Here is a 15,953-nt window from a genome sequence, read left to right as displayed (position 1 = left end):
CCCGGCTTTTTTATGCTTACGATTTGGGTAACAAATGTCCCATTTTCTCAGCTTTGGTATCGAGATAATGCGCGTTTTTCGGGTTACGCCCGACAACCAAAGGTACACGCTCGACGATATTGATGCCCGCCTCGCTAAGGATCTCAACTTTGCGTGGATTGTTCGTCAGCAAGCGCACTTCATTGACGCCCAACAGTTTGAACATATCCGCACACAAGGTGAAATCACGTTCATCTGCGGCAAAACCCAGCTGATGGTTTGCTTCAACCGTGTCGTAGCCTTTATCTTGCAAAGCATACGCGCGGATTTTATTCAGCAATCCAATGTTGCGACCTTCCTGACGATGGTACATCAGGATGCCGCGTCCTTCTTCAGCGATGGCGGTTAACGCTGCTTCCAATTGAAAACCACAGTCGCAGCGCAAGCTGAACAGGGCATCGCCCGTTAGACATTCGGAATGGACGCGCGCCAGCACCGGATTGTGATCGCTAATATCACCATAAACCAGCGCGACATGGTCGTGGCCGGTTGCCAGTTCTTCAAAACCAACCATCAGGAAATCTCCCCATGGCGTGGGCAGTTTGGCTTCTGCTACCCGTTTAAGCTGCATGTGACTCTCCAGAACCTTCAGAGGATGCGCTATCATCATGATAACGCACGGGCCCACGTGGCCCGATGAAACTTACGCTATTGTGCCACAACCCGAACTCGCGCCGTTAATCGGTCAGAGTGATTGTAGTGATAAAGCACAATTATCCAAGCCGCAATGGGTATGTTATTCTTTTTTCAGCTAAAGTTATGCAAGAGCCGCGCGTAAAGGCGGATCTAAAAGGAAGCGCATGCTAAAAATCATTCAACGCACCACCTTTGGCGCGTTTTTATTGTTGTTAATGCCGGTGGGCGTTTGGCTATCGGGTTGGCAATGGCAGCCAGGCGAAAGTGGAACTGTGCTGCGGGTACTGTTTTGGATGACGGAAACCGTCACCAGCCCGTGGGGTATTCTCACCAGTATCATTCTTAGCGTTTGGGTGTTGTGGTGTTTACGCTTTCGGCTTAAACCTGCCATTTTGCTGCTGCTGATAATGAACGGCGCAATCCTCGCTGGTCAGTACACCAAAACCTCAATCAAAGAATATGTGCAGGAACCGCGACCTTATGTCATTTGGCTGGAAAAAAGTCATGGCATTAACGGTGATGAGTTTTATCAATTGCATCGCCAACAGCGCAGCGAAATGGTTTCAACTTTGCTGGCGAACGATACTCAATTGCCGATGTGGTTAAAAAAACATTGGGCTTTCGAAACCGGATTCGCCTTTCCCTCTGGACACACCATGTTCGCCGCCAGTTGGGCGCTATTGGCGATGGGATTGCTCTGGCCGCGACGTCATATCGCCACAGTAGTAATATTATTCGTTTGGGCGACGGCAGTTATGGGCAGTCGTCTTGTTTTGGGCATGCACTGGCCGCGCGATCTGGTGGTGGCAACGTTGATTTCCTGGCTGCTGGTGACCGTTGCAACCTTGCTGGCACAGCGGTTTTGCGGTCCATTAACGGTTCCGCCGGAAGAGCATCAAGAGATTGCGCAACGTGATGATGGATTGTAATTCGGCTATTTGTCCCCATATGATTGATTGCACATACAGAAAAATGCGCTAACTGATGCGGCGGTAAGCAGCATCGACGGCGCTTTTTTGGCATACTTCTATTGGATAACCTTTCGACAGGACGCATTGTGAAATATTTGCTTATTTTTCTCGTGGTTTTGGTCATTTTTATCATCTCCGTCACGCTCGGAGCGCATAATGACCAAATGATCACTTTTAACTATCTGCTCGCGCAGGGCGAATTCCGGATTTCAACATTGCTGGCAAGCCTGTTTGGTGCTGGATTCTTGCTGGGATGGGCGATTTGCGGCCTGTTCTGGTTGCGCTTACGTGTTTCGCTAGCCAATGCGCAGCGAAAACTTAAACGTATGCAGGCGCAAAATGAGCAATCAACTGCGGTAACGACTTCAACTACTGTTAGTCGTCGGGATTAACTTTCGATGCTTGAACTGCTGTTTCTGCTTCTTCCTGTCGCTGCGGCGTATGGCTGGTACATGGGCCGTCGTAGCGCCCATCAGGACAAACAACAAGAAGCGAATCGCCTGTCGCGCGAGTATGTAACCGGCGTTAACTTCTTGCTATCAAACCAGCAAGACAAAGCGGTTGAACTCTTTCTCGACATGTTGAAAGAGGACAGCGGCACGGTTGAAGCACACCTCACGCTTGGCAACCTGTTCCGTTCGCGTGGCGAGGTTGATCGTGCTATTCGCATTCACCAATCTTTGATGGAAAGCGCCTCGCTCAGTTACGAGCAGCGTTTGCTGGCGGTGCAGCAATTGGGCCGTGATTACATGGCTGCCGGTTTATACGATCGCGCAGAAGACATGTTCGGTCAGCTGGTCGATGAAACAGATTTCCGCATCAGTGCGCTGCAACAACTGTTGCTGATTCATCAGGCGACCAGCGATTGGCAAAAAGCCATCGAAGTGGCTGAAAAGTTGGTTAAGCTCGGCAAAGACAAGCAGAAGGGAGAAATTGCCCATTTCTACTGCGAGTTAGCGTTACAAGCCTTAAGCAGCGACGATCTTGATCGCGCGATGAATCTATTGAAGAAAGGCGAATCTGCCGATCAGCAGAGTGCACGCGTTTCGATCATGATGGGCCGCATTTTTATGGAGCAGGGCGAGTACGCCAAAGCGGCTAACCGGCTACAACGCGTGCTTGAGCAGGATAAGGAGCTGGTAAGTGAAACCTTGCCGATGCTGGAAACCTGTTATCAACGGTTGAACCAACCTGAAAATTGGGCGCAATTCTTACAGCGCTGCGTTGATGAAAATACCGGTGCTGCGGCCGAACTGTATCTTTCCGATATCCTCGAACAGCAGCAGGGGCCAGAAGCGGCGCAGCTGTACATCAATCGCCAACTGCAACGCCATCCCACCATGCGTGTGTTCCATCGTTTGATGGATTTCCACTTACACGAAGCGGAAGATGGTCGCGCGAAAGAGAGTTTGATGGTGTTGCGTGACATGGTTGGCGAGCAGATTCGTACCAAACCGCGTTATCGCTGCCAGAAATGTGGCTTCACTGCACATGCGCTTTACTGGCATTGCCCATCTTGCCGAGCCTGGTCTTCAGTCAAACCGATTCGTGGACTCGACGGCCAATAACCAACGGCCGATTTATTTTTGCTTTATAGCACTAATTAGTTACAACATACTATTAAGTTTATACGTCATCAAAACCTCAGCATCGTGCAGCCAGCAGTCAAACAGGCAATTGAGGGCCGGACTTCGATTGTCGTTGCTGGCCGGCGCAGGTAGAATGCTTGCCGTTTGTCCATCGCGCCTGCGGGTGCCAGTCACAGAGGAAACGTTATGCCTGTAACCACTTCACCTATTCTGGTGGCACTCGACTATCATGATCTCAATAGCGCGCTGCAATTCGTTGATCGCATTGATCCCAGCCAGTGCCGCCTGAAAGTGGGCAAAGAGATGTTCACGCTGTTTGGCCCAAGTGTGGTGAAGACATTGCAGGATCGCGGTTTCGACGTGTTCCTCGACCTCAAATTCCACGACATTCCCAATACCACTGCACATGCCGTGGCAGCAGCGGCTGATCTGGGTATATGGATGGTAAACGTGCATGCCAGCGGCGGGGCGCGCATGATGAACGCAGCGCGAGAAGCGTTAGTGCCGTTCGGTAAAGATGCACCGTTGCTGATTGCGGTGACCGTGCTGACCAGCATGGACGAAGACGATCTCAAAGGTTTAGGCATTACGCTGTCCCCGGCTCAGCAGGCAGAACGTCTTGCGCGCTTAACCTATGAATGTGGTCTGAATGGTGTGGTCTGTTCGGCACAAGAAGCAACGCACTTCAAGCAAGTGATTGGTCAGGACTTCGCTCTGGTTACGCCGGGTATCCGTCCGGCAGGCAGCGATGCCGGCGATCAGCGCCGCATCATGACACCGCAGCAAGCAAAACTTGCAGGCGTTGATTATATGGTGATCGGGCGTCCGATCACGCAATCCGCCGATCCCGCAGCGACGTTGCAACAAATCCTGCAAAGTTTACAGGAGGCTTAATGGCTCAGGACAACCGTCTGGTGTATTCGACCGAAACGGGTCGCATCATTACAGAAGAAGAGAAAGCGCCACGACCAAAAGGCGATGGCATTGTGCGCATTCAGCGCCAGACCAGCGGCCGCAAAGGCAAAGGCGTCTGCCTGATTACGGGTATCGACCTTGATGATAATGAACTGGATAAACTGGCCGCAGAATTGAAGAAAAAATGCGGTTGTGGCGGTTCAGTGAAAGAGGGCGTGATTGAGATTCAGGGCGACAAGCGCGATCTGATCAAAACGCTGCTCGAAGTCAAAGGCATGAAGGTTAAGCTGGCTGGCGGCTAAAAATTCGGGCCACATGACGTGGCCCGATGTTATGTAGATGCGCTGCGTAGCCTGTATTATTTTTTTTATTTGCTGACCTGATGGCCGATAATGCCGCCGACGGCTGCGCCGCCTACCGTACCTAATCCGCTACCGTTTGTCAGAATTGAACCACCGATAGCACCGGCACCGGCACCAATTGCCGTATTGCGGTCGCGTTTCGACCAATTCGAGCAGCCACTCAAAGCCACAACTAAAGTGGTAGCCAAGAGTGCAGCCGTTATACGTTTCATTGTTGTCGTCATTGACTTCTCCTTGATTGTTAACACAGAGGTAACCTTATAAGTATAGATGTTACGCTCACCTCGTCAGGGTAAAACGGTCCTAAACTGCGAGTCTGCAATCCACATCTTGTTTCTTTGCTCCAGCCGTACAAAACCCACAAATTCTCAGCCTTAGCCACTTTCCGCAGCCTTTACAGCCAATCACTCCATAACGCTTTTAGCGCCTGCTCCGCACAATTCAGCTATCACAGTTTGCTGGAGAAAAATCATGCTGGAAGCGTTAAAGCAGCAGGTATTAGAAGCCAATCTCGATCTGCCGCGTTATAACCTGGTTACCTTTACCTGGGGCAATGTCAGTGCTATCGATCGTGAACAAGGTTTGGTGGTTATTAAGCCATCGGGCGTGAAGTACCAGCATATGCAACGTGACGATATGGTGGTGGTGGCTTTGGAAAGCGGTGAAGTCATCGAAGGTCAGATGCGTCCGTCATCGGATACGGCCACGCATCGCGCGCTCTATCAGGCTTGGCCTCAGGTTGGCGGCATCGTGCATACCCATTCACGCCATGCCACCATTTGGGCGCAAGCGGGGCGCGAAATCCAGGCTTTAGGCACCACGCACGCAGATGATTTTTACGGCACCATTCCGTGCACACGGGCCATGCAGCGGGAAGAGATCGAGCAGGATTACGAGTGGAACACCGGGCAAGTGATTATCGAAACCTTTGCGCAACGCAGTATTTCACCGATGGCGATCCCGGCGGCATTGGTCAACTCGCACGGTCCATTTGCGTGGGGAAAAGATGCCGAGGCCGCCGTTCATAGCGCTGTGGTATTAGAGGAAGTGGCGTACATGGCGCTGCACAGCGAACAACTGCGCCAGGAATTGCCGCCAATTTCGCAAACGCTGTTGGATCTACACTATCTGCGCAAGCACGGAAAAAATGCCTGGTACGGGCAAAAGTAACATCACCACCATGTATTCAAAACGTGTTAAGCGATCTCATGTTGCTGTAGGTCAACGCGCCGCTATTAAGTAAACCTGCTAATGCTTCCCCGGCCTTGTGTCGGGGATATCTCTGGATTTTGCTTTATAAATCAATCTCTCATTTGGTCTGGCCTCACTCTGGATTACGCTGATGTTGCGTTCAACGCACGACATAAACATAAACAGAGGATGAGACAATGACAGTAATTAACCAACCAACATGCAGACTGTTCACCGAAGTTGGACAAACCACCCAGCTCGCCGCTTATTACGAAGAGGGCCGCCACACCATGTGGATGATGCTGCGTGCGCAACCGCGCCCGAGTTTCAACCACGAATTAATTGAGGAGATCATGAATCTGAGCTATTCAGCGCAGCGTTCCGGTCTGCAAATTGATTTCTGGGTGACGGGATCGTTAGTGCCGCAGATGTTCAACGCAGGCGGCGATTTGCGTTTCTTTGTCGAATGCATTCGTAACAACCGTCGTGAGGCGTTGCGCGCTTATGCGCGTGCTTGTGTCGATTGCATCCACTCTGCGGCGCGCGGGTTTGATACTGGCGCGGTGACGTTAGCGATGATTGAGGGCAGTGCGTTGGGCGGCGGCTTTGAAGCGGCGCTGGCGCATCACTTCATTCTCGCACAGAACAGCGCACGCATGGGATTCCCCGAAATTGCCTTTAACTTGTTCCCCGGCATGGGCGGTTATTCATTGGTGGCGCGTCGGTCCGGCATGAAGCTGGCCGAAGAGCTGATTATTGAAGGCGAATCACACAGTGCGGAGTGGTATGAAACGCGTGGTTTGGTCGACAAAGTGTTCCAGCCAGGTGATGGATATCGCACCACGCGTACCTTTATCGATACCTTACGTCCGAAGTTAAACGGCGTGCGCGCCATGCTGAAAGCGCGCCAACGCGTGCTGCAACTGTCGCGTGCTGAGTTGATGGACATCACGGAAGATTGGGTGGATTACGCCTTCACGCTGGAACCGAAAGACATTGCTTACATGGAACGTCTGGTGCAACTGCAAAACCGTCATAGCGCCTCCTTGCGCAAAGCCGGGTAGTTGTAACCAGCGTTAGACGCGGGCAGGATGCTTAGCCAGCCAATGCCCGAGCTCTTCTGCGGGCATTGGTTTTGCATAAAGATAACCTTGACGCCCATCGACACCGTTGGCCATAACAAACTTCTCTTCAGCTTTGGTTTCAATGCCCTCGGCGATCACCTGCAACTTAAGGGCTTTGGCAACCGCGACAATCGCACGGACCAGCGACTGCGCAACAGGTTGCTTATTGATATTACGCACAAAACTCTGATCCAGTTTAATGGCGTCGATAGGGACGCGCGCCAACTGGGAAAGCGAAGAGTAGCCGGTACCAAAATCATCGAGATGCACTTGCGCGCCCAACTCTTGAAACTGCTTCATCAGCCTTAATGCACCCGCTTCATTCTCGATCAGGCAACTTTCCGTCAGTTCGATATCAATCGGACAATCAGTGAGGCCCGCTTCACTTAACGCATGTTTTAAATCGGTATAAATACTTTGGTCGATCAGTTGTTTCGCTGAGACATTCACTGCCACGCGCAGGTAAATGCCTTCGCGCCGCCATTTAATAATTTGTTGCAGCACATTGAGCATCACCCAACGACCCAGCGGCACGATCAACCCCGACTCTTCAGCATAAGAAATAAAATCACCCGGCGGCACCAAGCCACGCTCCGGTGAGTTCCAGCGCACCAACGCTTCGGCACTCAGCACTTCACCTTCGGCATTGAGTTTGGGCTGATAATGCACCACCAGATGTTCGAGTTCGAGCGCTTTACGCAGGTTGGTGTCGAGCCATAAATACTCAAACACGCGCTGATTCATCTCGTTAGCGAACACGCAGAATTTGCCGCGACCATTCTCTTTGGCGTGATACATCGCGGTATCGGCATTACGGATCAGGCTTTCGCGATCTTCACCGTGCAGCGGGGCGAGGGCGATACCAATCGAGCAGCCGCTGTAGACCTCAATCAAACCAATGCGGAACGGCTGACGCAGACGCTCGAGAATACGTGACGCCATGGCTTCCAGCGCGGCCTGGCTGGTGTGTTCCGCCAGCACCACAAATTCATCGCCGCCAAGTCGCGCCAGCGTTTGGTCTTTGCCAAGACAGCTCAGGATCGCCAGCGACACCGCTTGCAGCAGCTGATCGCCGAACATGTGGCCGTAAGCGTCGTTGACCTTCTTAAAATTGTCTAAATCGAGATAAACCACGCCGGTTTGACTGCCATTCGCCAACTCCAGTGCCAGACTAATCTGCTGATGAATGGCATTGCGATTGGGTAAACCGGTCACGGTATCGGTATTGGCTAAGACGCGGAGACGTTCCTGAGCCCGACGCTCTTCTGTGATGTCCGTTCCAGAACAGATGAGGAAAATTTCATTTTTCCCGCTACCGCTGTGCACAAACTTATTACGAAACAGAAACAGTCGCTGACCTTTGCGGGTTTTAACCCAGCGCTCAACTTCATAAGAACTGCCTTCGCGGAAAAATCCTGAGATGTTGCGGCGTGAGGCTTGCGCTTCCTGCTTGGTCATAAAAAGCTGAAACACGTTCCGGCCAATCACTTCCTGCTCTTTCAGACCGGTATACTCTTCGCTTAAGCGATTGAATCGTTGGATATTACCGCGTTGATCAAGGATGACGATCACTGAATTGGCTTCAGAAACCACTTGTTCAGCGAAAGATAAACCCAGCGTTAAATCGCGCGCGACAGCCGAAGTATCGCCCCAGGCCGAGGACGTGCCTGCCCAGGTGGATTGATTGACTTTACGACCGACAAAATGCATCGGTACTGGCTCGCCATGCAGTGACAGCGTGAGGTTGATGCTCGAAGTGATAACCGTCATGGCGCGCAATAAACTGGCCTGCGCGGGCGTCAACGGGATCGCCATATTGGTGTTCGCGTTTTCGTCTTCGGCAAAATGCAGAGCATCACTATCTGAAGTTAAACGCCAATGAGGGCTAGTTGTGCCAAACAACGTGTACAACAGTGTTTGCCCTTGTTCATCGGTCATGGAAACTTCCTCCGGGGGAATGCTCAGCGGGCGGTATCTCATTATTTTAGCAACAGTATTCAACCTCTTGAGCCAGCACAAGATGCAAACCAAATATATTTTTGTTTTTATTAAAGAATGGCACGAAAAAGCCCCGATAAACGGGGCGGGAGAATTTTAGCAGGGGCACTTTCCAAGTTTGCCTGGCTGGCTGGGAAAACGCGCATCGAGGCAATGTCGATGAAAAGCGCGCTCATCCATTGGCACGATGTTTGGATGGTGATCACGCATATGCTTCAGATAAGTTTGATAGTCGTGCACGCCAACCATTAAGCGAAAACTTTGCTGTAAACCGCGCCACAATCGTTGCCAACGATTAAGACTTTGCCCAGCCGTTGCGGGTGCAATCGGTAAGCAGAGCTGAATCTGCCACGCGCCAGCCGGTTTTCTCCAGTGGAAAATGGACTTAGACATTTCGCACCTCTTTACGCAGTGATATCTCGGATTCGTGTGTGGTGGGGACATGGCTGTTGAGCGCACGACGAATCACAAAGAAGGCGGCAACCAGCATGGTTACGGCCACCAGCATAAAGAAGGCGCACAGGGCCGCGTTAATTTGATTGCTAAACACGATGGTTTGCATATCCGCCACGGTTTTCGCCGGTGCGATGATCATGCCGTCATCAATGCCTTTGCGGAACTTATTGGCTTGGGCGAGGAAGCCAATCGACGGCTTCTCATGGAAAATCTTCTGCCAACCGGCGGTCATCGAGGTAATGAACAACCAGGCCGTTGGTAAAATCGTCACCCATGCGTAACGCTGTTTTTTCATCTTGAACAGCACCACGGTACCCAGAATCAATGCCATTGACGCCAACATCTGGTTGCCGATACCAAACAGCGGCCACAGCGTGTTAATACCGCCCAGCGGATCAACCACGCCTTGATAGACGAAGAATCCCCAACCGGCGACGGCGACCGTGGTCCCCGCCATATTGCCCAACCATGAGCGGTTATTCGCCATTGAAGGCACCACGGTGCCGACCAGATCCTGCACCATAAAACGACAGGCGCGGGTACCGGCATCCACGGCGGTAAGAATAAACAGCGCTTCGAACAGAATGGCGAAGTGATACCAGAACGCCATCATCACCCGGCTATTAAACACTTCGGTGATGATGTGCGCCATGCCAACGGCGAAGGTTGGTGCGCCACCGGCCCGCGACAGAATGGTGCTCTCGCCGACATCACGCGCAATGCCACTCAGCATCTCAGGCGTCACCACAAAGCCCCAACCGTTGATCACTTGTGAGGCGCTTTCCACCGTGGTACCGATCAGCGCGGCTGGTGAATTCATCGCAAAGTAAACGCCTGGATCGAGTACCGAGGCGCAAATCAACGCCATGATGGCGACGAAAGATTCCATCAACATTGCGCCATAGCCGATAAAGCGAATATGGCTCTCACGCTCCACCAGTTTCGGCGTGGTGCCGCTGGAAACCAGCGCGTGGAAGCCTGAAATCGCCCCGCAGGCAATGGTGATAAACAGGAACGGGAACAGTGCGCCAGAGAATACTGGGCCGGTTCCGTCGATGAACTTTGTCACCGCAGGCATCTTCAGTTCAGGCATGGCAAACAGAATGCCGATCGCCAAACCAATGATGACGCCGATTTTCAGGAAGGTGGAAAGATAATCACGTGGCGCCAGCAGCAGCCACACCGGCAGTGAAGAGGCGACAAAGCCATAAATCACTAATACCCATGTCAGCTCGGTGCCTTTTAGGGTGAACAGCGGGCCCCAATAGGGATCGGCTGCCACGTCGCCGCCGTAGATGATCGCGGCCATCATCAGCACAAAGCCAATAATCGACACTTCAGCGATTTTTCCCGGACGCAGGAAGCGCATATACACGCCCATAAACAGCGCAATGGGAATGGTGGCAGCGATAGTGAACAAGCCCCACGGACTGTTGGCGAGCGCTTTAACCACCACCAACGCCAGCGCTGAGAGGATGATAATCATCACGCCAAGCGCGCCCAGCATGGTAACCACGCCGGCGAACGATCCCAGCTCCTGACGCGCCATTTCACCCAGCGAACGACCATCGCGGCGGGTAGAAATAAACAGGATCAGGAAATCTTGCACCGCGCCAGCAAACATCACGCCGACCAGAATCCAAATGGTGCCGGGCAAAAAGCCCATCTGCGCCGCAAGGATCGGGCCAACCAGCGGACCCGCACCGGCAATCGCGGCAAAGTGGTGACCAAATAGCACCCATTTATTGGTGGGCACATAATCCAGCCCGTCACTTAAGCGTTCGGCTGGCGTGCGGCGACGATCGTCTAATTCGAAAATGCGTTTAGAAATAAACAGGCTGTAGAAACGATAAGCGATGCTGTAGCAAGCCACAGAGGCAATCACCAGCCAGACGGCGTTGACGTGTTCGCCACGACTGAGCGCCAACATGGCAAATGCGCCCGCGCCAATTAACGCCACTGCTAACCAGATGGCGCCGGTTCTGACGTTGTTCATGAGTTAACTCCTTGTAGGGACCGGGAAAACAAGCGATCGGATACAACAAGTTAAAAGTAATGTAATGAATTGTTAACGGAAGGTGATCGAGTTAGAAGTGTGAAGCAGAAGGCAAATTTAACATTTGCTAAAACGGCGGGGGAGAAATGCGGGATAACGGCTGTTATCCCGCAGGATTTCATGCTCAGGCGGCGGGACGCGCTACCACGCTGCGTGTTTCCATGCGCACTTCGGCGATGGTCACATCAATAATGTCGGTCACGCGGTAAGCCACTTCACCTTTAATCTGCACGGTGCCGCTCTCTTGCGAGCACACCAGCTCATCACGTACAGCGTGAATGAACGGGGCAGGGATAAAGGCAACGGCGCCATTTTCCTGCAAGCGCACGCGCATACCGCCACGCGAAACATCAATAATCTCCGCGCTAAACTTGCGATCGGTACCCGCAGATGGCGCGAGGAAGCGCGCGTACAGCCAATCACCAACATCACGTTCCGCCATGCGGTTGAGGCGACGACGTTCACTCATGATGGTCGTCAACTCGTCCTGCGGACGCGCAATGCTGTCGCCACGCACAATCGCTTTCAGCAGACGATGGTTGATCATGTCGCCGAACTTACGAATTGGCGAAGTCCAGGTGGCGTACGCTTCGAGGCCGAGACCAAAGTGCGGACCTGGTTCTGTGCCCACTTCGGCAAATGACTGGAAGCGACGAATGCGGCTGTCGAGATATTGCGTTGGTTGCGCATCGAGTTCACGACGCAACTGACGGAAACCTTCCAGCGTAGTAATCGCCTGCGGATCAACGGTAATGCCGTGACCGGCCAGCACGCCAGCCGCTTGCTCAGCATTCGCCAGATCAAAACCGGTGTGCAGGTTGTAGATACCAAAGCCCAGCTTCTCTTGCAGCACGTTGGCAGCGCAGACGTTAGCCAGAATCATCGCTTCTTCCACGATACGATTGGCGATGCGGCGCGGCTCGGAAATGATATCCAGCACTTCGCCTTTCTCGCCCAACACAAAGCGGTAATCCGGACGATCTTTAAATACCAGCGCATGGGTTTGACGCCATTCGCTGCGCGCCAGGCACAACTGATTCAGCAGACGTATTTGCTGGGCGATTTCGTCGTTTTCAGGCTGCCAGCTGCCGGTGTTTTCCAGCCAATCTGACACTTCGTCATATACCAGCTTGGCTTTCGACTCGATCCACGCGGCAAAGAACTGCGCATTTTCGAGGCTGCCATCTTTCAACACGGTCACGCGGCACGCCAGCGCAGGGCGGCGTTCGTTCGGACGCAGTGAACACACATTGTCGGAAAGCTCGCGCGGCAACATTGGAATGTTGAAGCCTGGCAGATAGTTGGTGAAAGCACGTTTGGACGCCAGGGTGTCGAGTTCGCTGCCTTCTGCCACGTAAGCGGTAGGATCGGCGATGGCGATGATCAGTGACAGATTGCCGTCGGCGGTCTCTTCCACATACAACGCATCATCCATATCCTGGGTGCTGGCGCTGTCGATGGTGACGAAATTCAACGCGGTCAGATCTTCACGCGTCAGATTTTCGTCCAGCATCTCACCAAAGCCGACATCCGGCGCCTGACGTTCCAGGTTGTGGCGTGACAACGTGACCCACCACGGCGCGAGGTGATCGTCCGCCGTGACAATAAATTCGGTAAGTTCAGCATAAAAACCGCGATCGCCTTTCAACGGATGGCGGCGCATTTCTGCTACGGCCCAATCGCCGGTTTGGAAATCGTGGGTTACGCCGCGTTCTGCACGGCATTGAATCGCGTCTTTCAGCAACGGATGATCGGGCACAATTGACAGACGATCGTCTTTCTTCTGCACGCGGCCAACAAAGCGGCTGAGGAACGGCTCAATAAGGGTTTCCGGCTCGGCACTCTCGCGGTCTTTATCGGTGTGGATCACGGCAGAAATGCGGTCGCCGTGCATCACTTTCTTCATTTGTGGTGGCGGAATGAAGTAGCTTTTTTGAGCATCAACTTCAAGGAAGCCAAAGCCTTTTTCCGTGCCTTTAACAACACCTTCAACGCGCGGGGTCTGGGCGTGAAGCTTCTCTTTAAGCTGCGCGAGCAGCGGATTATCCTGGAACATAATTTATATAGTTTCGTGGCCTAAGAGCGGCTGACAGTTTTACGCGAATCGGGTGCGCGCGGCAAGGCCAAAACAGGCGAAAAAGCCGCTTTACGCGGCTTTTTACCTTCTGATAACGCGTCGATTAGGCGATGCGTTGAGACGGAACGGCGGCCGTCAATGCCAACTTCACCGGCACCGATTTCGAGGTTGGCGTGCCGCTGCCGTCGCCAAAGCTGGAAAGCGGCACCAGCGGGTTGGTTTCCGGATAATAGGCGGCGAGGTTGCCACGCGGAATGTTGTACGGCACCAGTTTAAAACCACTGACGCGACGGATTAAGCCGTCATTCCACAATGTTTCGATATCCACCAATTGCCCTTCGCTGAAGCCGAGTGATGCCATATCGTCCGGATGAATAAACACCACTTCGCGCTGACCATACACGCCGCGATAACGGTCATCGAGACCGTAAATCGTGGTGTTGTATTGATCGTGCGAACGCAATGTTTGCAGGGTAAACGGCACCGCGACGTCGCCTAACTGTGGGAACAGCGAAGTCGGCAAGGCTGCTGCACTGAACTCGGCTAACTTGCTTGGCGTATTGAAGCGCAATTCCGCGGCCGCGCTGCCAAGGTAGAAGCCGCCCGGCAGATCGCATTTGTTATTGAAATCAGCAAAGCCGGGAATGGTGGCGGCGATGTGATCGCGAATCAGATCGTAATTGCCTGCCATCGCCAGCCAGTCGATTTTATCGCTGCCCAGTGTCGCGTGTGCAATTCCGGCGACAATCGCGGTTTCTGAACGCTGCGTTTCGGCCAACGGAATGCCCACGCCTTCTGAGGCGTGCACCATGCTGAATGAGTCTTCAACCGTGATGAACTGATTTCCACTCGCCTGGCGATCGCGTTCGGTGCGGCCCAAGGTTGGCAGAATCAAACCTTCGTGGCCCGGCACCAAGTGGCTGCGATTGAGCTTGGTGCTGATGTGCACGGTCAAACCGCAATGCTGCAACGCTTCTTCAGTCACCGGTGAATCTGGCGCCGCCGCAGCCAGATTGCCGCCGAGCGCGATCAGCACTTTAACTTCATCACGCAGCATCGCATTCAGCGCTTCAACGGTGTTATGACCGTGTTCGCGTGGTGGCTCAAAATCGAAATGAGCGCCAAGTGCATCGAGGAACGGCTTATTCGGCTTCTCATCAATGCCCATAGTGCGGTTGCCCTGCACGTTGCTGTGGCCGCGCACAGGACACAAACCGGCACCTTTCTTGCCGAGCTGACCAAACAGCAATTGCAGATTGGTAATTTCGCGCACGGTATCAACCGAATGCTTGTGCTGAGTAATGCCCATTGCCCAGGTGATGATCACGCGCTCAGCGCTTTGATAAATCACCGCCGCTTCACGGATTTGCGCTTCACTCAGCCCCGATTGACGTACGATATCGTCCCAGCGCGTGTTATCTACCGCGTCGAGATAGGCTGCTAATCCGTGGGTATTGGCATCAATAAATGCCTGATCGAAGATGCCTTTTTCACCGGCAGCCAAACGTTCACGCTGCACTTCCAACAGGGTTTTCACCATGCCGCGAATCGCCGCCATGTCGCCGCCGAGATTCGGCTGGTAATAGGCCGAGCTAATGGTGCCTGCCATTGAGGTCACCACTTCCAGCGGCTTCTGCGGATCGGCAAAACGCTCAAGCCCACGTTCACGCAAGGTATTGAAGGTGACGATCTTCGCACCGTGATCGGCGGCGTGACGCAGGCTGTGAAGCATGCGTGGATGGTTGGTACCCGGATTCTGACCGAAGACGAAAATCGCATCAGCGTGGTCGAAATCGTCCAAACGGATAGTGCCTTTACCCACGCCAATGCTGCGCTTCAGGCCGGTGCCGCTGGCTTCATGACACATGTTGGAGCAATCCGGGAAGTTGTTGGTGCCCATCACGCGACCAAACAGTTGATACAACCACGAAGCTTCGTTGCTGGCGCGACCGGAGGTATACAACTCCATTTGATTAGGATGATCCATCGCCTGTAAATGGCGGGCGATCAGCGCAAAGGCGTCGTCCCAACTAATCGGTTCGTAGTGATCGGTAGCGCTGTTATAGCGCATCGGATGGGTTAAGCGGCCCTGGTACTCGAGGAAGTAGTCACTTTGCTGGTAAAGAGTGCTCACGCTGTGCTGGGCAAAAAATGCGGGCTCAACCACACGACGCGTGGCTTCCCACGTCACCGCTTTAGCGCCGTTTTCACAGAAGCTGAAGGTGCTTTTATTGTCATCGCCCCAGGCGCAACCTGGGCAGTCAAAGCCGCGCGCTTTGTTCATGCGCATTAAGTTGCGCATATTTTTCAGTGCGGCTTTGCTATCAAGGACGAAACGGGTGGTGGCTTCCAAAGAACCCCAGCCGCCCGCAGCAGCGCGATAGGGTTGAATCTTACGTTTAAATTTCATGGTCGCAGGCTTATTTGTTTATGAATTGTTATCAAAATATGTCTTCTGTTAGCGGGAAGTGTGCGACTCAGCTTAAAAGTTGTCTAATTGATTGGTTTAATGGTGCGATAGGCGGCGTTTATCGCGTAA

General features: G+C 53.0%; 14 protein-coding genes. 7 read left to right on the top strand and 7 right to left on the bottom strand.

Annotated elements, in window-relative coordinates; genetic code table 11:
- Window positions 1-16: 16 nt before the first annotated feature.
- The gene (gene ribA, locus ACPUC7_RS00630; protein ID WP_097097212.1) at window positions 17-610 is read right to left on the bottom strand and encodes a GTP cyclohydrolase II; all 594 of its coding nucleotides are present in this window, start codon (window positions 608-610) and stop codon (window positions 17-19) included.
- A gap of 229 nt (window positions 611-839) precedes the next feature.
- Between ribA and pgpB the strand changes: the two genes are divergently transcribed.
- From pgpB to yciH, 5 genes are all read left to right on the top strand, one after another.
- On the top strand, window positions 840-1,604 hold the full coding sequence (gene pgpB / locus ACPUC7_RS00625) for a phosphatidylglycerophosphatase B (RefSeq protein ID WP_494921389.1): 765 nt from the start codon (window positions 840-842) through the stop codon (window positions 1,602-1,604).
- A gap of 128 nt (window positions 1,605-1,732) precedes the next feature.
- The gene (locus tag ACPUC7_RS00620) at window positions 1,733-2,038 is read left to right on the top strand and encodes a LapA family protein (protein ID WP_494921388.1); all 306 of its coding nucleotides are present in this window, start codon (window positions 1,733-1,735) and stop codon (window positions 2,036-2,038) included.
- Between the two features lie 6 nt (window positions 2,039-2,044).
- Complete coding sequence (gene lapB, locus ACPUC7_RS00615) at window positions 2,045-3,214, top strand: lipopolysaccharide assembly protein LapB (protein ID WP_494921387.1); 1,170 nt, start codon at window positions 2,045-2,047, stop codon at window positions 3,212-3,214.
- 207 nt (window positions 3,215-3,421) lie between these two features.
- Window positions 3,422-4,129 (top strand): orotidine-5'-phosphate decarboxylase, encoded by a 708-nt coding sequence (pyrF, locus tag ACPUC7_RS00610; RefSeq protein ID WP_494921386.1) that lies wholly within the window; start codon window positions 3,422-3,424, stop codon window positions 4,127-4,129.
- A complete protein-coding gene (gene yciH, locus ACPUC7_RS00605; protein WP_494921385.1) occupies window positions 4,129-4,452 on the top strand; it encodes a stress response translation initiation inhibitor YciH in 324 nt (107 codons plus the stop codon). The genes pyrF and yciH overlap by 1 nt, the downstream gene beginning before the upstream one ends.
- Before the next feature lie 65 nt (window positions 4,453-4,517).
- On the opposite strand, the gene osmB is transcribed toward yciH, so the two are convergent.
- The gene (gene osmB, locus ACPUC7_RS00600; protein ID WP_494921384.1) at window positions 4,518-4,736 is read right to left on the bottom strand and encodes an osmotically-inducible lipoprotein OsmB; all 219 of its coding nucleotides are present in this window, start codon (window positions 4,734-4,736) and stop codon (window positions 4,518-4,520) included.
- A gap of 247 nt (window positions 4,737-4,983) precedes the next feature.
- Between osmB and araD the strand changes: the two genes are divergently transcribed.
- Together araD and ACPUC7_RS00590 are read left to right on the top strand one after the other, a co-directional pair.
- The gene (gene araD / locus ACPUC7_RS00595) at window positions 4,984-5,682 is read left to right on the top strand and encodes an L-ribulose-5-phosphate 4-epimerase (protein WP_494921383.1); all 699 of its coding nucleotides are present in this window, start codon (window positions 4,984-4,986) and stop codon (window positions 5,680-5,682) included.
- A gap of 218 nt (window positions 5,683-5,900) precedes the next feature.
- The gene (locus ACPUC7_RS00590; RefSeq protein ID WP_343553559.1) at window positions 5,901-6,767 is read left to right on the top strand and encodes a crotonase/enoyl-CoA hydratase family protein; all 867 of its coding nucleotides are present in this window, start codon (window positions 5,901-5,903) and stop codon (window positions 6,765-6,767) included.
- Window positions 6,768-6,779: 12 nt separating this feature from the next.
- On the opposite strand, the gene pdeR is transcribed toward ACPUC7_RS00590, so the two are convergent.
- The 5 genes from pdeR to ACPUC7_RS00565 form a co-directional block, all read right to left on the bottom strand.
- Complete coding sequence (gene pdeR, locus ACPUC7_RS00585) at window positions 6,780-8,765, bottom strand: cyclic di-GMP phosphodiesterase (RefSeq protein ID WP_343553560.1); 1,986 nt, start codon at window positions 8,763-8,765, stop codon at window positions 6,780-6,782.
- A gap of 156 nt (window positions 8,766-8,921) precedes the next feature.
- A complete protein-coding gene (locus ACPUC7_RS00580) occupies window positions 8,922-9,218 on the bottom strand; it encodes a YbdD/YjiX family protein (protein ID WP_494921382.1) in 297 nt (98 codons plus the stop codon).
- Window positions 9,211-11,277 (bottom strand): carbon starvation CstA family protein, encoded by a 2,067-nt coding sequence (locus tag ACPUC7_RS00575; RefSeq protein ID WP_494921381.1) that lies wholly within the window; start codon window positions 11,275-11,277, stop codon window positions 9,211-9,213. The genes ACPUC7_RS00580 and ACPUC7_RS00575 overlap by 8 nt, the downstream gene beginning before the upstream one ends.
- A 184-nt stretch (window positions 11,278-11,461) precedes the next feature.
- Window positions 11,462-13,393: an exoribonuclease II gene (locus ACPUC7_RS00570; RefSeq protein WP_494921380.1), complete on the bottom strand. Its 1,932-nt coding sequence runs from the start codon at window positions 13,391-13,393 to the stop codon at window positions 11,462-11,464.
- Window positions 13,394-13,517: 124 nt separating this feature from the next.
- Window positions 13,518-15,824, bottom strand: a complete 2,307-nt coding sequence (locus ACPUC7_RS00565; protein ID WP_494921379.1) for an FdhF/YdeP family oxidoreductase — start codon at window positions 15,822-15,824, stop codon at window positions 13,518-13,520.
- Window positions 15,825-15,953: the final 129 nt, after the last annotated feature.

The sequence above is a fragment of the Pantoea sp. CFCC18179 genome, assembly GCF_059412405.1.
Note: the sequence above shows the minus strand (reverse complement) of the source record. Positions and strands in the feature narration are given on the sequence as shown.